The sequence below is a fragment of the Sediminivirga luteola genome, assembly GCF_014639315.1.
Lineage (GTDB): Bacteria > Actinomycetota > Actinomycetes > Actinomycetales > Brevibacteriaceae > Sediminivirga > Sediminivirga luteola.
In genome coordinates this window covers 50,427-68,634 of sequence record NZ_BMFY01000011.1, presented here as the reverse complement: position 1 = coordinate 68,634, position 18,208 = coordinate 50,427, and the positions used below count along the sequence as shown (strand labels likewise).

Here is an 18,208-nt window from a genome sequence, read left to right as displayed (position 1 = left end):
CACAGGGTCACCAGCGGGCCACCGGCGAGCAGGACGGGGCGGGTGCCGGGCATGTCTCAGGAGACGAAACGGCGCAGGGAGTCGTCGTGTCCGGCCAACAGCCGTGCCTGCGCCGGGCCGCCGCGCAGCGCGCGGGCGACGGCGAACCAGTCGGGCCCGTCGCCAGATGCGCGGGAGGCGGCCAGGACGAGGTTGCCGCGCCTACGTCCGCGCAGCTGCCCGGGATCGGCCGCCAGACCGCAGTGCTCGAAGACGCCCGCGGCCAGGCGCAGCTCCTCCCGGCTGGCGTCATGCGGGGGAGCATCGCCGATATTGGCCAGCAGCAGCCCGCCGGGGGCCAGCACGCGCGCGGCCTGGGCGTAGAACGTCTCGCCGCGCAGCGGCTCCGGCGTGCGGTCGTGATAGAACACGTCCCGGATGATCAGATCGAAACGTCCCTCCGGGAACCCGGCCAGCTCCGCCGCGGCGTCACCGGCGCGGAGTCTCAGCAGCGGGGCCCGCGGCAGGTCGAAACGTTCGCGGACGAGCCGCAGCAGCGCCGCGTCGAGGTCCACCCCGATCTGGCGGGAGCCGGGCCGCACCGCTTCGAGATGACGGGGCATCGAGCAACCGCCGGCGCCCAGATGGAGCGCGCGCAGGGGGCCGGCGGGAAGCACGGCATCGATGATCCGTGCCATCCAGTCCATGTACTCGAACTCCAGCCGGGCGGGATCGCCGAGGGCCACCTGGGAGGACGGCACCCCGTTGACATACAGGGTGAGCAGGCCGGGTTCGGCCGGGTCCGCCTCGATGCGCGCGGTGCCGGTGTCGACGGGGATCTCCGCGGCGGGCTCCGCGCCGGGGCGGCGGCGTCCCATGGTCCTCCTTAAGGGGCTCAGACGTCGTGAGGATGCGAGGTCACAGGCGCCACGGCGGGCCGTGCGCCATCCACAGCCTACGCGGGCCGGTGGACCGGAATGACCGTCACGCGATCGGCTGGCGGCATGAGCGAGACGACAGAACCCCTGGTCCTCACCGGCGGACCGCTGGACATCATCGGCGCGGTGCCGCACCAGCTCGGCCTGCATCCGCGCGACTCCCTCGTGGTGGTCTGCCTTTCCCGGACCCCGCAGGGCCGCCACCGGCTCGGCCTGACCGTCCGCGCCGACTTCGGCACGGCCGCCGCCGGCAGGCTCACCGCTGAGGCGGCCCGCGCCCTGGTGCGGACCGTCGAGGCGGGCGGCTGGGGCGATGCGGCTGTGCTGTGCTTCTACGACGAGGCCTTCGATCAGGCGCTGACGGCCGCGGAGGGCCAGTCGCATCCGCTCCGGCGGCGCTACCGGCAGGCAGCGGCTCTGCTCCAGGCGGCCTTCCAGGCCGAGGACCGCGCCGTCCTGGCGGTGTTCGGGGTCGGTGCGCGGTATTGCGGCGCGCTCACCGGCCGGGCGGCGGGCGAGGTGCACCCGCTGGATCGCATCGAGTCCGGGCCGCTGGCCACTCGGCTGGTCTACGAGGGATCCGCCCCGGCCGCCGATCTGGCGCAGGCCTGTGCCCTGCCGGTCGTCGCGGTGGTAGACCGGGAGCGTTTCTCCGCCGCGAAGGAGGAATGGCGGGGCCTGCGCAGCGAGGACCGCGACCGGGCCCGCGCGGAGGCGATGCTGCTGTGGATGCCCGGCGCGCAGCGGCTCTTCGAGGCCGAGCGGCTGGACTCGCACGAGGCGCTGCTGCGCTCGGGGGCCGTGGACGTCGATGCCCTCGCCGCTGTCGCGGTGGAGTCCTGGCGGCCGAGCATGCGGGATCTGATCTGCGTCTGCCTGGCGTCGCGGCGCGACCTGCGCAGCTGGCATTCCACGCTGCGGACGATGCCACAGCCCAGGCTGGTGCCGCACCCCACCGGCCGGGCGGTCGCGGCGCAGCTGCCAGGGCTGGGACGCACGCGCCCCGTCGCGGAGGAGATCGGCAGGGGAGTGCGGTACCTGGCGTTCTGGGCCGCGCTGGAGGACTCACCCGACCGGGCGCGCCCGCTGGCCATGATGGCCTGGCTCAGCTGGGCGGCCATGCACAGCTCTAAGGCGGAGCATTACGCCCAGCGAGCCCTGGAGGATCAGCCGCGCCAGAAGCTCGGCGCGCTGATCCTGGATCTGGTGCGCGGCGGCGCGACGCCCAGATGGGTCGGCCTCCAGGCAACGGGCCGCGCGTGAACCCGGAGTCAACAGCGCTTTCGGGAAATTGGGGCCTGTTGGAATACTCGTGGCACAATGGAGCGTTGACCCGGTCGAGACCCCATGCTTCGAGTGCGCGAGGACTTGACATGGGTCTTAGTGATGTCGCCTGAGAATCGCTCGGGTCCCCCGCTGTCGAAAGGTTTGCTAGTGCCGACGTCCCAGAAGGATACCGCCGTGACTGAGACGAGCGCGGCCACTGCCCGCACGACCGCCACCAAGACCGCCGGCTCCGGCGAGAAGACCAGCAAGCGAGCCCCGGCGAAGAAGACGGAGGCGAAGACCGGCACGAAGACCGCTTCGGCCAAGAAGAGCCAGCCCGCCGAGGACACCGGGACCGCTGCGGCGCCGGCGAAGAAGACCACCCGGTCGGCCAAGACCGCCAAGAGTACGGCTAAGCCCGGCAAGCGGGCGGGAGCCAAGAAGACCAAGCAGGAGACCGACGTCGAAGAGCTCCTGGAGACCCCCGACGTCGTCGAGGACACCGCGGAGGAAGAGCTGGACGCGGCCGAGGAGTCCGATGAGGCGAAGGCCGAGGACAAGGAGATCGCTGCCGCGACCGGCGGTTTCGTCTACTCCGACGCCGATGAGGACGACGCGCCCGCCCAGCAGGTCGTGTCCGCCGGCGCCACGGCCGACCCGGTCAAGGACTACCTGAAGCAGATCGGCAAGGTGGCGCTGCTGAACGCCGCCGAGGAAGTCGAGCTGGCCAAGCGGATCGAAGCGGGCATGTACGCCGAGTACCTCCTCGCCCAGGGCGACCTCGACCCCAAGCTGGCGCGCGAGTACAAGTGGATCGTGCTGGACGGCCGCCGCGCCAAGAACCACTTGCTGGAGGCGAACCTACGGCTCGTGGTGTCCCTGGCCAAGCGCTACACCGGCCGCGGCATGCTCTTCCTGGATCTGATCCAGGAAGGGAACATGGGTCTCATCCGCGCCGTGGAGAAGTTCGACTACACCAAGGGCTTCAAGTTCTCCACCTACGCGACCTGGTGGATCCGCCAGGCGATCACGCGCGCCATGGCAGACCAGGCCAGGACCATCCGTATTCCGGTGCACATGGTCGAGGTCATCAACAAGCTGGCCCGCGTGCAGCGTCAGATGCTCCAGGACCTGGGCCGCGAGCCCACCCCGGAGGAACTGGCCAAGGAACTCGATATGACCCCCGAGAAGGTCATCGAGGTGCAGAAGTACGGCCGCGAGCCGATCTCTCTGCACACGCCGCTGGGTGAGGACGGCGACAGCGAATTCGGCGACCTCATCGAGGACTCCGAGGCGGTCGTCCCGGCTGATTCGGTGAGCTTCACGCTGCTGCAGGAGCAGCTGCACTCGGTGCTCGACACGCTTTCCGAGCGGGAGGCCGGTGTGGTCTCCATGCGGTTCGGCCTCAACGACGGCCAGCCCAAGACCCTCGACGAGATCGGCAAGGTCTACGGCGTGACGCGTGAGCGCATCCGGCAGATCGAGTCCAAGACGATGGCCAAGCTGCGGCACCCGAGCCGCTCGCAGGTGCTGCGCGACTACCTGGACTGACGATCTGCGGCCCCGGCCGCCCCGCCGCCCGTCGCCCCCGGGGCTGAACCGGCGCGTCAGGTGGCGGCGGGAGCCGGTTCTGCGGAAAGCTGTACATGTGACCGAAACCAAGAATTCACCCGCGCCCGTGCAGGTGAGCGGAGCCCAGGTGCCCGGACCCGCGGCAGAGACGCTGCGGCCGGCCCTCCAAGCCGCTCTCGCCGCCGTCAGCCGGGCGCGCTTCCCTTTGCGGGTCGACGGCGCCGAGGAGGCCCTCTCCGCGCGGGAGAGCCTCGGTGCGGTGCTGCGGGATTACGCGTTGCCGCGTGTCTCAGGGACCCCGCTGCCCCTGCTCGTCGTCATCGGCGGGTCCACCGGCGCAGGCAAGTCCACCCTGCTGAACTCGCTGCTCGGCGCTGAGATCTCCACCGCCGGGGTGCTGCGCCCGACCACGACCGTGCCGGTCGTGGTATGCCATCCGGACGAGGCGGAACTGTTCCGCTCCGGGCGTATCCTCGGCGGTTTCGCCCCCGAGGGCGATGAGTCCCGCGGCGCCGCGGCCGAGGCGCCCAAGCTGCGGGTCGTGCCGGATGAGGCGGTGCCGGCCGGACTAGCCATCGTCGACGCCCCTGATCTCGATTCCGCTTCTGAGGACAACCGCGCCGGCGCGCATGCGCTCCTGGCGGCGGCGGACTTCTGGCTGTTCGTCACCACCGCCAGCCGTTACGCCGACGCGGCGCCCTGGGAACTGCTGCGCCGTGCGGGTGAGCACGGTACCGCGGTCGCGCTCGTCCTGGACCGCGTGCCGCCGCAGGCGAACCGCGAAGTACGTTCCCATCTGGCCGGGCTGCTGGCCGATGCCGGCCACGGATCGGCGTCCCTGTTCACCATCCCGGAGGTCGAGCTCGAGGACGGCAGGCTCCCGGAGGGGCTGGCACAGCCGGTGCGGTCCTGGCTCTTCGGCCTCGGAGCCCGCCCGGACGCGCGCGAGCGCATCGCCGGGAAGACGTTGCAGTCCGTGCTGAGCGCGCTGCCGGCACGGCTGGAGGAACTCTCCGCGGCCGTCTCGGCGCAGGAGACCGCGCACCGGGACTTGAAGGACGCCGTGGACGCGAGCCGCGGCCGCGCGCAGCGTGACCTCGATCAGGCCCTCGTGGACGGGCGGGTGCTGCACGGTGAAGTGCTCGCCCGCTGGCAGGACTTCATCGGCTCGGGACAGTTCTTCCGCGGGATCTCCCCGAGCCTGGCCCGGACGAGGGGTCACTCCGATGCGGCCGAGCAGCTGCTCGGCGCCATCCGGCGGAACCTCGCCGTGCTGATCCAGGAGACCGTCTTGGAACTGCACGCCGAGGCCCTGGGCGCGCTGCAGCGCCGGGGTGCCGGCCTGGCGGCGCTCACCGAGCATCCGGGGGCCGCGAGGCTTCCCGAAAGCACCACCGAGGAGGCCGAAGCCGCGGCACGGCAGTGGTCGCTGGCAGCGGAGACCCTCGTCACGGAGGCGGAGCAGAGGGCCAAGACGCGGGTGATGAGCTTCGGCGTCAAAGGCGTGGCCGCGGTGCTGCAGCTGGCAGTCCTCAGCGGTACGGCTCGAGAGACCGCCGGCGGTGACGCCGCTCGCCCCGTCGCCGGTACCGCCGCGCTGACGGAGAGCCTCCTGGATTCGCTGTTCGGCGGACAGGTGCGTGCCGAGCTGGCCGGCGCGCTGCGGGACCGCCTGCGCAGTGTCGCGGGACAGGCGGTCAGGGCGAGCCTGACCCCGTTGCACGCGCTCTTGGAGGACATCGCCCCGAACGAGGGGGTCGCGCACGAGTTGCGGCGGAGCGCCACGCGAGTGAGGGAGACACTGTGAGCACTGCGGAGAGCAACCGCGAGACCGCCGCCGCCCAGCAGACGGGGGCCGGAGAGCTCGACCGGCTCATGGACGGCATCGGCGAAGCGCTCGGGCTCGGGGAGGACAAGCTCTCGGCACCGGTACGCGCCGAAGCAGAAGCCGTGCTCGCCAAGGCGTCCGCGCGCCGTCGCATCAGCGAGTCCCACACCGTCGTGGCCTTCGCCGGCTCGACCGGGTCCGGCAAGTCGTCCCTGTTCAACGCCGTGGCTGGACTGGAGATCGCGCGGGTCGGAGCCAAACGTCCCACCACATCCCTGCCGACCGCCTGCATCTGGGGTTCCGGCGGGGAGGAGATCCTCGACTGGCTTAAGGTGCCACAGCGGCACCGCACCTGGCGGGAGTCGGCGCTGGACGCCGACGACCAGCGGGCGCTGCACGGCCTGATCCTGCTCGATCTTCCCGATCACGACTCCACCGAGGTGGAGCACAAGATCGAGTCGGACCGGATGATCGAACTCGTCGACGTCCTCATCTGGGTCGTCGACCCGCAGAAGTACGCCGACCACGCCCTGCACGCGCGGTACCTGCGTCCGCTCGCCGGTCACGCCGAGGTCATGGTGGTGGTGCTCAACCAGATCGACACCCTGGACGAGACCGAGCGGGACGCATGCCTGGCTCATCTGCGCACGCTCCTGGACGAGGACGGCCTGGCCGCCTCCCAGCTGCGCAGTGCCTCCGCGATCACCCGGGAGGGCGTGGGTGAGCTGCGCGAACTGCTCGCTGCGACGCTGCAGACCCGTCAGGCCGCGCAGGAACGCCTGCTGGCCGATGCCCGCTCGGTGGCTGAGCGGATCCGGGACGAACTCGGCGCGCCTGTACCGTCCGGTGCGGCGGGCTCGCCCGCGGAGCGGGGACAGCTCGTGGAGGCCATGACCGAGGCGGCCGGAGTTCCCGCCATCGCCTCGACCGTGCACGCGGACTATCTGCGGCGCAGCCACCGGGCCACGGCCTACCCGCTGACAGCCTGGCGCAGCCGCAGCGGCCCGGATCCGCTGGGCAGCCGGCACGAGCAGTCGATGCGTGCCGAACTGCGCCGTGAGGCCCTTCCGTCCACCAATCGCAGCCATCGTGCGCGGGTGGGCGTCGCCGCCCAGAAGGTCGCCGCCGGGCTCGCCGAGGACCTGCCGCCGAGCTGGCAGACCGAGATCGCAGAAGCCGCGCGGACCAGTACGCGGCAGATCGGCGAGACCCTGGACGAGGCGCTGGGGCGGGTGGACATCACTCCGCGACGTCCGGCCTGGTGGGGTGCGGTGCGGGCACTTCAGCTGCTGTTCCTGGCGCTGACCGTGGCGGGCGCCCTGTGGCTGCTGGTGCAGATCGTGCTGGGATCGCTCGGGGTGCCGCCCTTCGCCGGTTCCGTCCTGTGGTGGGTGCTGCCGGGCGGCCTGCTGGTGGCAGGGGCCGCAGGATCGGCGATCACCTCGCTGCTGGCATCGGGGGCCCGCAGGCGCGGCGCCGACCGGGCCGCGGCGGAGGTGGACGAACGGCTGCGCGGCGTCATCGCGGAGGTGGCCGATCACGCGTACCTCTCACCGCTGACCTCCGTCGTGGAGAGGCACCGCCGGCTGGTGGAGCGGCTGCGTCCCGAGCCGGCCAGCCCGGCTGAGCAGCCGGCAGACGCGAGGTCACAGGTGGCAGCCGGACGCTGAAGCCTTCCACAAGCAGAGCCCGGCGCTCGATCTTCCGCGGGACTCCTGCTGAGCTGAATCCTGTGCGGCGCCCGCCGTGCGGTTCTCTCATCAGGAGGTCACCGGAATGAAGACCATCACCACACTCGTCGGCAGCGTCGGCGGAGATCCGGAACAGGGGACGCTTCCCGACGGCCGCGCCTTCGCCAATCTGAGGCTGGCGGTGAATCCCAGCTATTACGATCGCGCCCAGGACGCCTGGGTCGACGGGGACGCCAGCTGGTACGACGTCCGTGCCTACGGCACGCTCGCCACGCACCTGGGAACGAGCGTGAAGAAGGGCGATCCTCTCGTGGTGCACGGCGAGCTGATCGTGCGTCCGTGGGAGAACGGCACGCGCAGCGGCATCGCCGTCGAGGTGATCGCCCATGCGGCCGGACCCAATCTGCGCTTCGGCACCGTGAACTTCGCCCGTAGCGGGCAGTCAGGACGCTCCGCGTCGTCCGGAGCGTCCTCCGGTGGCTGGGACGGGCTCGGGAGCCCCAGGCCGGAGCCGGGCGCCGCCGGCGACGAGGGGGAGCCGGGCATGCCGGACGAGCAGGACGGATCCGGGACCGCCCTCGGACCGGGCGCCTCGCCCGAGGATGTCTCCGGGCGGCAGACGGCGGAGGCCGGCGCGGGCACGGCACCCTTCTAGGGTGGGCAGCCGCCGCGCGCCCTGGCGCTCACGGGCTGGCGCACGCCGCCTGCCTCATCAGACTTTGAGCAGGCCCTGCCGCCGGCCGCCGTTCCGGTGCGGAGGCGGTAAGCTTGGGCCTTGGATTCTCGGCCGTGAAGGAGCACATGTGAGACGTCTGCTGACCGTGGCGGCGATCCCGCTCTGCGCGATCGCACTGTCGTCCTGCGAGCTGCTGGGACTCGGCGGCGCGCGTGACGATATGCCGGCTCCCGCGGTCCCGGAGGAACAGCCTCCCGAGGTCGAGCAGGTCCGTGAGGCGGTTTCCTCATTGCTGGAGGGCGAATCCCACCCCTCCAGCGACGAGATCTTCTCCACCCTCGAAGAAGCCGGCTACGATCCGGACCAGCTTGAGGCGACCATCGACGCGTCCCCCCTGGAGAACGAAGTGCCCTCCAAGGTCTTCGCGGTGCGCACGGACCAGGGCTGCATCGTCGGGGAGATCCGTGCCGGCGATCTGACCCTGCTGATGCAGCGCTCGGTGGAGAGCGTCGAGGTGTGCCTGTTCGGGGACGTCGACCGTCCCGAGGGCGTGGAAGCGCCGGAGGGCGATCCGCGCACCGACGGCGAGGACGGCGGCGCCGGGCACCTGCCGGACGAGAGCATCGAGACCTCGGAGGAGCCCCCGCCCGGCGAGGACGGCGGCGGAGGCCTGGGCGGCAACTGATCCCGGCAGGAGGCGCCACCCCCGCGGCCCGTCCGACGCAGGGACGCTCCCGGCCCGTCCTCGCCCGCCTGCCGTGATTGTCCCTGTGGCAGCGGGAGGCAGTAGCCTTGAGGGCATGGCGGAGTTCATCTACACAATGCACAAGGCGCGCAAGGCGCACGGCGACAAGGTCATCCTCGACGACGTCTCCATGTCCTTCTACCCCGGCGCCAAGATCGGCATGGTCGGTCCCAACGGAGCCGGTAAGTCGACCATCCTGAAGATCATGGCCGGCCTCGAGCAGCCCTCCAACGGCGAGGCACGCCTGAGCCCCGGGTACACGGTGGGCATCCTGCTCCAGGAGCCGCCGCTGAACGAGGAGAAGACGGTCCTGGGCAATGTCGAGGAGGGCGTCGGCGAGATCAAGGCGAAGCTCGACCGGTACAACGAGATCTCCGAGCAGATGGCCGATCCGGACGCGGACTTCGACGCGCTGATGGAAGAGATGGGCAAACTGCAGGAGGCCATCGACGCCGCCGACGCCTGGGATCTGGACTCCCAGCTGGAACAGGCCATGGACGCGCTGCGCTGCCCGCCGCCCGACGCCGATGTCTCCGTGCTCTCCGGCGGTGAGCGCCGGCGCGTGGCGCTGTGCAAGCTGCTGCTGGAGAAGCCCGATCTGCTGCTGCTGGACGAGCCCACGAACCACCTGGACGCCGAGTCCGTGCTCTGGCTGGAGCAGTTCCTGCAGAGCTACGCCGGCGCCGTCATCGCCATCACGCACGACAGGTACTTCCTGGATCACGTCGCCGAATGGATCGCCGAGGTCGACCGCGGCCACCTCTACCCCTACGAGGGCAACTACTCGACCTACCTGCAGAAGAAGCAGGAACGTCTTCAGGTGCAGGGCAAGAAGGACGCGAAGCTGCAGAAGCGTCTCAAGGAGGAGCTGGAGTGGGTCCGCTCCAACGCCAAGGCACGGCAGACCAAGTCGAAGGCCCGTCTGGCCCGTTACGAGGAGATGGCCGCGGAAGCGGAGAAGACCAGGAAGCTGGACTTCGAGGAGATCCAGATCCCGCCGGGCCCGCGCCTGGGCGATATCGTCATCGAGGCCACGGATCTGAGGAAGGGCTTCGGGGATCGTGTCCTGATCGAGGACCTGAGCTTCTCACTGCCGCGTAACGGCATCGTCGGCGTGATCGGCCCGAACGGCGTCGGCAAGTCGACCCTGTTCAAGACCATCGTGGGCCTGGAGGATCTCGACGGCGGAGAGCTCAAGGTCGGCGAGACGGTCAAGATCTCCTATGTGGACCAGTCACGCGGCGGCATCGACCCGGAGAAGTCGCTGTGGGAGGTCGTCTCCGACGGGCTCGACTTCATCCAGGTCGGCAATGTCGAGATGCCCTCGCGGGCGTACGTGTCCGCCTTCGGGTTCAAAGGACCGGACCAGCAGAAGAAGGCCGGCGTCCTGTCCGGCGGTGAGCGCAACCGGCTGAACCTGGCGCTGACGCTCAAGCAGGGCGGCAACCTGCTGCTGCTCGACGAGCCGACCAACGACCTGGACGTGGAGACCCTCGGCAGCCTGGAGAACGCCCTGCTGGAGTTCCCCGGCTGCGCCGTGGTCGTCTCGCACGACCGGTGGTTCCTCGACCGCGTCGCCACGCACATCCTCGCCTGGGAGGGCACGGAGGAGAACCCGGCCAGCTGGTACTGGTTCGAGGGGAACTTCGAGGCCTACGAGGCGAACAAGGTCGAACGGCTCGGGCCCGATGCGGCGCGTCCGCACCGGGTCACGCACCGGCGCCTCACCCGCGACTGAGGCACGGAGGCGGCGCGCCGGCGCCGCCTCAGACCTCCGGGATCCGCACGACGCCCTGCTGGCCGACCGTGGCCAGCAGGGCGCCGTCGCGCTGGTAGATGCGCCCCAGTCCGAGGCCGCGGCCGTTCTCCGCTGAGGGCGACTCCTGCACGTACAGCATCCACTCGTCGGCGCGGACCGGCCGGTGGAACCACATGGCGTGGTCGATGCTGGCCATCCGCAAACCGGGTGTCAGCCAGGTCAGCCCGGCCTTGCGCAGGGTGGGCTCCAGCAGGCTGAAATCGCTCGCGTACGCCAGGATCGCCGCGTGCAGCCCGCGGTCGCCCGGCAGCTGTCCCTGGCCCCGGAACCAGATCCGCTGGAGCGAGCTGCGCTCCGGCGCCGGCCGGCCGTACAGCGGCGCCTCGACCGGGCGGTAGTCGAACGGCCGCTTAAGCACCCAGTCGGTCACATGCGGCAGGTTCACCCGGCCGAGCAGTTCGGCGATATCGGGAAGGTCCTCCGGATCCGGCACGTCATCCGGCATGGGGGCGGCGTGCTCGTATCCGGGCTGATCGAGCTGGAACGAGGCGATCATCGACATGATCGGCTTGCCCTTCTGGTAGGCCTGCACTCGCCGCGCCGAGAAGGAGCCGCCGTCGCGCAGCCGGTCCACGCCGAAATCGATCGACTCCGCCACGTCCCCGGCGCGCAGGAAGTAGCCGTGCATCGAGTGGATGAACCGGCCGGGGTCCACGGTGCGGGTGGCCGCGACGATGCACTGCGCCAGCACCTGGCCGCCGAAGACCCGGCCGTCGGGCTTGTACTGGCTGGGACCGGAGAAGCGCTCGGCCTCGGGTCCGGCGCTCTCGCTGACCGGGTGCAGATCCAGGGTCCGCAGCAGATCGCGGGTGTTCTCGTCGTTCACGTGGAGTCCTTCGCATCGAACAGGCGGGCCTCGCCAGCTTCCGCCGTGGCGCCCGGCGGACCGGCGGCACGGGTGAAGGTGGCAGAATCGAGCATATGACACCCGCCCCCTCGCCCTTCGACGCCGTGCTGCCCCCAGGCCCCCGCGCCCGCGTGCTGGTGGACCTGCGCTGGGGAGACCTGGACGCCTACGGGCACGTCAACAACGTGGCCGTCGCGCGGCTCCTGGAGGAGGCGCGGGTACGGATCCTGGGCTCGCCCACAGCCCATACCGATGCGGTGGACGCCAGCGGGCGACCGCCCGCCGACGGCTGGGACGAGCACGCAGACCCGGCGTGGCGGATCTTCTCCGCCCGGGCGCACGACACGCAGTACCTCGTGGCCTCGCACCGGATCGAATACCGGCGGGCGCTGGCCTATCGTCCCGGGCCGGTCGGTATCGTCCTGGTGCTCTCACGCATCGGCGCGGCGAGCATCGTCGTCGGCTATGCGCTCGGCGCTCCCGGAAGCGGTGAGATCGCCGTGGTCGCCGAAACCGAGATCGTCTTCGTGGACGCCGCGACGGGGCGCCCGCGGCGCTTAGAGGACGAAGAGCGGCGGCAGCTGGAGCCCTTGCTCTCCGGCCCGGTCCAGCTCAGGCGCCGATGATGCCCGCTGCCGGCGCGCTCGAGGGCTTCCGCCTGGACGCCACGGCCCGGACAGATCTGGGCACCTATCTGGGCCGGGCCAGGCGCCTGGACCCGGATGGCGCCGTGCGGCTGGCCGTCTCCGGCGATGTGCTCGTGGCCACGGTTGCGGTCCTGCATCCGAAGGGGCTCTCAGATCCCATGCCGCTGGCGCTGGGGATGCGCATGGTGCGCCTGCTCGGGGTGCGCCCCGGCGATGGGGACGTCACGGTGCCGCTGAGCGGCATGACCGACCGGCTGGCGCGGTTGAGCCGCACGGGTGATGACTGGGTGGAGATCCCGCCACAACGTTCCTTCGTGGTGTGGGCGGGGATGAGTCCGCCGCGTTCGGGCTGGGAGCCGGCCGGGGAGCTGGAGGCGCAGGTCCTGCAGGCCTATGCGGAGGAGGGCGTCCGGGCCGTCAGGGAAACGGCCGGGGACTCGCTGGGCCAGGCACTGGCCGACAGAATCCGCAGTGACGTGTGGGGCCGGCGCGTGGAGTACGGCCTGCCGGTCGGGGCCGCCTTCGCCATGAGCGGACTGGGCTTCCTCCCGCAGCCGGCGGAGAGTGTGAAGGTGCTGCGCAACGGTATGTGGCTGCGGCTGAGCAGTCGCACGGGCCATGTGCTGAGCCGCGCCGAGACGGTCTGAGCCGGCCTCACGGACCGGACCCGGCGCCGTCGACCAGCGGCGGGCTCTTGTGGACCCGCACGGAATGGTCTGCCCGTTTCAGAGCAGCCGGCGCCGTCCGGGATCGGGGCCGATGGGACCCGGCTCGGGCTCAGCAGCCGGGGCAGGCGTGGCCTCATCGAAGCTGTTCACCATGGCGGTGGCGGCGCGCTCAAAGTAATCGCCCATGATCTGCCGGTGCAGGGGAGGCAGGTCCAGTGAGTCCAGCGCCGCTTCCATGTGCCGCAGCCACGCGTCCCTTGCGGCCGGAGTCACCGGGAAGGGGGCGTGGCGCATCCGCAGCCGAGGGTGGCCGCGCTCCTGGCCGTAGGTCTTGGGCCCGCCGAAGTACTGTTCCAGGAATGTCCGCAGGCGGTGCTTGGCGCCCTCCAGTTCCGTGCCCTCCGGGTACATGGCGATCAGTAGGGAATCTTCCGCGACGCCCTCGTAGAACCGGTCTACCAGCCGGCGGAAGGTCTCGTGCCCGCCGACCTCCTGGTAGAAGCCGTCGGGGACGGGGGAGAAGGACATCGGGGCGCTCCTTGGGACATCACGAGTGGTGGCGCTGCCGGGCGCCACAGTCGATTCTACCGGCGGTGCCGGCGCCGGAGGGTAGCCGCCGGTGCCGGCTACTGGCCGGTGAACAGCGGCATCGGCGGCAGCGGGATCTTGATGCCCGCCTCGTCGAGCTTGTCCTTGAGCCGGACCCGGAAGGCACGGGCCACGGCCCACTGCTCTAGTGGCACGGTCTTAATCACCAGGCGCACGGTCATGCCGGTGCCGTCGAGTGTCTCCACGCCCCACAGTTCCGGCTCCTCCAGGATCTTCTCGCCCAGTTCGGGGTCCGCGCGCAGCTCGGCACCCACCTGGCGCACCAGCTCGTTAACCGTTTCCACATCCGCGTCGTAGGGCACCCGGACGTCCATCACGGCGCGGGCCCAGCCCTGTGAGTTGTTGCCCACCCGCAGGATCTCGCCGTTGCGGACGTACCACAGGGTGCCATTGACGTCGCGGATCTTCGTGATGCGCAGGCCGACCTCCTCCACCGTTCCGGAGGCCTCGCCGACGTCGATCACATCGCCGATGCCGTACTGGTCCTCCACCACCATGAACAGTCCGGCGAGGTAGTCCTTGACCAGGGTCTGCGCGCCGAAGCCGATGGCGACACCGGCGATGCCCGCGCTGGCCAGGATCGGCCCCAGATTGAAGTCCAGCTCCGAGAGCACCATCAACACCGTGATCACGGTGATGATGATCGAGGCAAGCGAGCGCAGCAGGCTGGCGACGGTCTGCGCGCGCTGCTTGCGCCGCTGCAGCGCCTGCGGCGAGTCCTGCTCGATGATCCGCTCGGTGGCCTGCCGCAGCCGGGTCCGCTTGGCCCTGGTCTCGACCGTGGAGCGCCGGGCCGCCCCGCCGCTAATGATGTGATCGGTGAAGCGGCGGACGAAGACCCGCACCAGCAGGTTGAGGGTCAGCGCGATCAGGATGATGATCCCGATCCGCAGCGGGGTGCCCAGCAAGAACGCCCAGTCGGCCTCAGCGACGGTCTCGACGGTGTCCTGGACGGGTTGCTTGAGGGTCTTCGTCAGCTCATTCATACGGCCCCCACTGTAGTCATCCGGATTGACGGCACCCGCACACGGGCTGGACGCCGGCTTAAGACCCTTCCTGCCGATCCGCCGCCTGCGCCCGGAGGGCGCGCTCGGCCTCGTCCACGTTCTCTTGCATGATGCGCAGCAGGCCGGCCGGCGCATCGGCGTTGGCGTCCAGCCAGCGGCGGGCCAGATCGAGGGCCTCCGGCGTCGCCGGAGGGAACAGGCCGCGCGCCAGCTGCTGGGCGATCTCGCCGGCCCGGGCGTCCCAGGCGCCGCGGATGTCGTCGAAGTAGCGGGCCGCCAGCTCGCTGCGGGCGGCCTGCCCGCTGCGGCGGAAACCGGCGATGAGCGCCGCGGATTCGGCGTTGCTGCGGTTGCCGTGCAGCAGGTCGTCCATCACCTGGCGTTTGGTGCCCGGTGAGGGATCGGCTGCGGTGGCGGTCAGGTGGTGTCGCTGCCCGGCGGCGGTGTTGTCCTCCGCGAGCGCTCCCGCCAGGGTCTCCTCCCGCAGCGCGGAGGTCGCGGCGAGACCGGCGATCAGGTCCCAGCGGACATCGGCATCCACCGTGAAGCCCTCCAGCACCAGCTCGCCCGAACGCAGCCGGTCCAGCCAGCCGGCCTGCTCCGGGGTGCAGGCCAGCCGGGCGAGGGCACGGACGTACTGCAGCTGGTGGTCGGACCCCGCCGGTGCCGTCTCCGCCAGGGTGACGAGGCGGTCGCCGATGCCGGCCAGGACCTGGGGCCGACGGTGCGGGGCGGTGTACTCCTCGGCGACGAGCACGAGCTGCCTGATCTGCACCAGCAGCCCGGTGGAGTCGGGGATCGACGGCAGTCCCGCCAGGGCGAGGTCTAAGAAGCGGGAGGCAGGCAGCTCCGCATCGCGGGCCATGTCCCAGAGCGCACCGCGCACGAGCGCCTGGGCCAGGGGATCGTGCAGGCGGCCGAGCCCGTCCTCGCACGCGCGTAGCGACTCCGGATCCAACCGGATCTTGGCATAGGCTAAGTCCCCGTCATTGAGGAGCACCAGAGCCGCCGCGGGCACGCCCTCCAGCCCAGGTACCGGCGTCTGGGCGCCGTCGATGTCCAGCTCGGTGCGGTGGGAGAGGACGAGCGCCCCGTCGTCCTCGACGTAGCAGCCGATCCCGATGCGGTGCTGCCGCAGCGTCGGATGCGATTCTGGTGCGCTCTGCAGGACGCGCGCGTTCCGGATCCGGCCCGCCTCATCCACCGTGTAGTCCAGTCGGAGGGTGTTGACCCCTGCCGTCTGCAGCCAGCGTGCGGGCCAGTCACCCAGATCCCGTCCGCTGGCGGCCTCCAGCTCGGCGAGCAGATCACGCAGCTCGGTATTGCCCCAGGCGTGCCGGGCGAAATAGCGCCGCACGCCGGCTAGGAAGTTCTCCAGACCCACCCAGGCAACCAGCTGGCGAAGCACGGAGGCGCCTTTGGCGTAGGTGATGCCGTCGAAGTTCACCTCGACGTCCTGCAGATCGCGGATGTCCGCAACCACCGGATGGGTGGAAGGCAGCTGGTCCTGCTTGTACGCCCAGCTCTTCTCCATCGAAGCGAAGGTGGCCCAGGCGCCGGTCCAGCGGGTCGCCTCAGCGGCAGCGAGGGTGGAGGCGAATTCCGCGAAGGACTCATTGAGCCATAGATCGTCCCACCAGCGCATGGTGACCAGATCGCCGAACCACATGTGAGCAAGCTCATGCAGGATGGTCACGGTGCGGCGTTCCACGACCGCCTCGGTGGGGCGGGAGCGGAAGACGTAGTCCTCGACGAAGGTCACGCAGCCGGCATTCTCCATTGCCCCGGCGTTGAACTCGGGGACGAACAGCTGGTCGTACTTCTCGAACGGGTACGGATGGTCGAAGGCGTCCTCGAAGAACTCGAATCCGGCCTGAGTGATGGCGAAGATCTCCTGGGCGTCCACGTGCTCGAACAGGGAAGCACGGGCGTAGACGCCCAGCGGGATGCGGTCCCCGTTGGAGGAGGTCAACGAGGAGTGGGCGCTGCGGTAGGGGCCGGCGACGATGGCGGTGATGTAACTGGAGATCCGCGGGGTCGGCGCGAAATGCCATACCGCCAGCTCGTCCGATGCGTCCCCGGCGGGTGCCTGGGGCGCCGGGGTGGGGGAGTTGGACACCACCGTCCAGTCCTTCGGCGCAGTGACGGAGAATGCGAACGAGGCCTTCAGGTCGGGCTGGTCGAAGACGGCGAAGACCCGGCGGGCATCGGCGACCTCGAACTGCGAGTAGAGGTAGACCTCCCGGTCCACCGGGTCCACGAAGCGGTGCAGCCCTTCGCCCGTGCGGGAGTATTGGAACCGGCCGGAGACCACGAGGTCGTTCCGTTCCGCTAGCCCGGGAAGGCGAATGCGCCCGGGAGTGACGACCTCGTCGAGAGGCAGCGAGTTGCCGTTGAGCACTACCTCGTGAATCTCCTCGGCGATGGCGTCGATGAACGTCTCGGCCCCTGGCTCCGCCGTGAAGGTGACCGTGGTGCGACTGGTGAAGTCACGGTCGTCGTCTCCGAGCCTCAGCTCGACGGCATAAGCGTCCACGGCGACCGTGGCTGCCCTGAGACGGGCTTCCTCACGGGTGAGATTGTGCTGTGGCACGGATGGGAGCTCCTTCACGTCCGTTGACGTCCCGGTGCCGCCGAATGGCGGCCCCACGCTGATCGTGGATCGATTCTCCCACGTTCGGGCGGGAATTCTCCGGCGGCCGGTCACGGGATAGTGTTGGGTCGTAAGACCGGTGCCCAGCGGTGCCGGTCCTGGTGCGGTAGCCACGATCGAGGAGGACGCTGCGATGGCCGAGAAAGTTGACTTCTGGTTCGACTCCATCTGCCCCTGGGCGTGGATGACGTCCCGGTGGGTGCTGGAGGCGGCGAAGGTGCGCGATCTGGACGTGCACTTCCACGCGATGAGCCTGTCGGTTCTGAACGAGGGCCGCGATCTACCGGAGAAGTACCAGGAGCTGATGGCCAAGGCCTGGGCGCCCGCGCGGGTGGTCACGGCGGCGGCCGCCGAGCACGGCGAGGAGGTCCTCGGCACGCTGTACACGCAGATCGGCACCCGGATCCACCCCGGCGGCCGTAAGGACTACCGCGAAGTGCTCGCCGAGGCGCTCGACGCCGCCGGCCTGCCGGCAGAGCTTTTGCAGGCAGCGGATTCCGACGCTTATGACGAGAGGTTGCGGGCTAGCCACGCCGAGGGGATCAGCAAGGTGGGCGAGGACGTTGGCACCCCGGTCATCGCGGTGGCCGGAACAGCCTTCTTCGGTCCCGTCGTCACCCCTGCCCCGAAGGGTGAGGCTGCCGGCAAGCTCTGGGACGGTGTGCTCGCGGTAGCGCAGACCCCCGGTTTCTACGAGCTCAAGCGGACCCGCGATCAGGATCCGATCTTCGACTAGGCGCTCCCCGGCGAGAAGCCGGGCGGCGAGCGAGTATTGAGACGGCGAGGAGAACCATGCGCGTACACCTGGGAACCGACCATGCCGGTTTCGAGTTCAAGGAGATCCTGAAGAACCACCTGGCCCAGTCCGGCCACGATGTGGTGGATCACGGTGCTCACGATTATGACGCCGATGACGACTACCCGGCGTTCTGCATCGCGGCCGCCGAGGGCGTGGTGCAGGACCGGGCCGGCGGGATCGACGCGCTCGGCGTGGTCATCGGCGGTTCCGGCAATGGCGAGCAGATCGCCGCGAACAAGGTGCGCGGGGCACGCGCGGCTCTCGCCTGGAACGTCGACACCGCCAAGCTGGCCCGCCAGCACAACGACGCGAACCTGGTCTCCATCGGCGCCCGCCAGCACTCCCAGGGCGAGGCGATCGCGATCGTGGACGCCTACCTCGCCGAGCCGTTCACCGGCGGGGAGCGCCACGTCCGGCGGATCGGCCAGATCTCGGACTACGAGAGCCGCTGAGGCCGCGCCGGA

At 70.3% G+C, this 18,208-nt stretch carries 16 protein-coding genes; 11 read left to right on the top strand and 5 right to left on the bottom strand.

What is annotated here, in order from left to right; genetic code table 11:
* Positions 1–56 precede the first annotated feature (56 nt).
* A complete protein-coding gene (locus IEW13_RS12405) occupies positions 57–857 on the bottom strand; it encodes a spermidine synthase (RefSeq protein ID WP_188551234.1) in 801 nt (266 codons plus the stop codon).
* 126 nt (positions 858–983) lie between these two features.
* Between IEW13_RS12405 and IEW13_RS12400 the strand changes: the two genes are divergently transcribed.
* The 7 genes from IEW13_RS12400 (at position 984) to ettA (ending at position 10,433) form a co-directional block, all read left to right on the top strand.
* A complete protein-coding gene (locus tag IEW13_RS12400) occupies positions 984–2,180 on the top strand; it encodes a DUF4192 family protein (protein WP_188551233.1) in 1,197 nt (398 codons plus the stop codon).
* A 123-nt stretch (positions 2,181–2,303) separates the two neighbouring features.
* On the top strand, positions 2,304–3,734 hold the full coding sequence (locus tag IEW13_RS12395; protein WP_188551232.1) for an RNA polymerase sigma factor: 1,431 nt from the start codon (positions 2,304–2,306) through the stop codon (positions 3,732–3,734).
* 97 nt (positions 3,735–3,831) lie between these two features.
* A complete protein-coding gene (locus IEW13_RS12390; protein WP_188551231.1) occupies positions 3,832–5,562 on the top strand; it encodes a GTPase domain-containing protein in 1,731 nt (576 codons plus the stop codon).
* The gene (locus tag IEW13_RS12385) at positions 5,559–7,253 is read left to right on the top strand and encodes a GTPase (RefSeq protein WP_229745135.1); all 1,695 of its coding nucleotides are present in this window, start codon (positions 5,559–5,561) and stop codon (positions 7,251–7,253) included. Before IEW13_RS12390 ends, IEW13_RS12385 begins: the two co-directional genes overlap by 4 nt.
* Before the next feature lie 106 nt (positions 7,254–7,359).
* Positions 7,360–7,929, top strand: coding sequence for a single-stranded DNA-binding protein (locus IEW13_RS12380; protein ID WP_188551230.1), 570 nt, complete (start codon positions 7,360–7,362; stop codon positions 7,927–7,929).
* 148 nt (positions 7,930–8,077) lie between these two features.
* Positions 8,078–8,635: a DUF6993 domain-containing protein gene (locus IEW13_RS12375; RefSeq protein WP_188551229.1), complete on the top strand. Its 558-nt coding sequence runs from the start codon at positions 8,078–8,080 to the stop codon at positions 8,633–8,635.
* A gap of 115 nt (positions 8,636–8,750) precedes the next feature.
* Entirely contained in the window at positions 8,751–10,433 is a 1,683-nt protein-coding gene (ettA, locus tag IEW13_RS12370; protein ID WP_188551228.1) for an energy-dependent translational throttle protein EttA, read from the top strand.
* A 28-nt stretch (positions 10,434–10,461) separates the two neighbouring features.
* On the opposite strand, the gene IEW13_RS12365 is transcribed toward ettA, so the two are convergent.
* Positions 10,462–11,340, bottom strand: coding sequence for an acyl-CoA thioesterase (locus IEW13_RS12365; protein ID WP_188551227.1), 879 nt, complete (start codon positions 11,338–11,340; stop codon positions 10,462–10,464).
* Positions 11,341–11,435: 95 nt separating this feature from the next.
* Between IEW13_RS12365 and IEW13_RS12360 the strand changes: the two genes are divergently transcribed.
* Entirely contained in the window at positions 11,436–11,987 is a 552-nt protein-coding gene (locus tag IEW13_RS12360; protein ID WP_188551226.1) for an acyl-CoA thioesterase, read from the top strand.
* A complete protein-coding gene (locus IEW13_RS12355) occupies positions 11,987–12,655 on the top strand; it encodes a DUF8185 domain-containing protein (RefSeq protein ID WP_188551225.1) in 669 nt (222 codons plus the stop codon). The genes IEW13_RS12360 and IEW13_RS12355 overlap by 1 nt, the downstream gene beginning before the upstream one ends.
* 78 nt (positions 12,656–12,733) lie before the next feature.
* Here IEW13_RS12355 and IEW13_RS12350 read toward each other — a convergent pair whose 3' ends face one another.
* The 3 genes from IEW13_RS12350 to pepN form a co-directional block, all read right to left on the bottom strand.
* A complete protein-coding gene (locus IEW13_RS12350) occupies positions 12,734–13,204 on the bottom strand; it encodes a globin (RefSeq protein ID WP_188551224.1) in 471 nt (156 codons plus the stop codon).
* Between the two features lie 98 nt (positions 13,205–13,302).
* The gene (locus IEW13_RS12345; protein WP_188551223.1) at positions 13,303–14,271 is read right to left on the bottom strand and encodes a mechanosensitive ion channel family protein; all 969 of its coding nucleotides are present in this window, start codon (positions 14,269–14,271) and stop codon (positions 13,303–13,305) included.
* 58 nt (positions 14,272–14,329) lie between these two features.
* Complete coding sequence (gene pepN / locus IEW13_RS12340) at positions 14,330–16,885, bottom strand: aminopeptidase N (RefSeq protein ID WP_188551222.1); 2,556 nt, start codon at positions 16,883–16,885, stop codon at positions 14,330–14,332.
* Between the two features lie 193 nt (positions 16,886–17,078).
* Here pepN and IEW13_RS12335 point away from each other — a divergent pair, with 193 nt between their 5' ends.
* Positions 17,079–17,681: a mycothiol-dependent nitroreductase Rv2466c family protein gene (locus tag IEW13_RS12335; protein WP_188551221.1), complete on the top strand. Its 603-nt coding sequence runs from the start codon at positions 17,079–17,081 to the stop codon at positions 17,679–17,681.
* A 56-nt stretch (positions 17,682–17,737) separates the two neighbouring features.
* A complete protein-coding gene (locus IEW13_RS12330; protein ID WP_188551220.1) occupies positions 17,738–18,196 on the top strand; it encodes a ribose-5-phosphate isomerase in 459 nt (152 codons plus the stop codon).
* Positions 18,197–18,208: the final 12 nt, after the last annotated feature.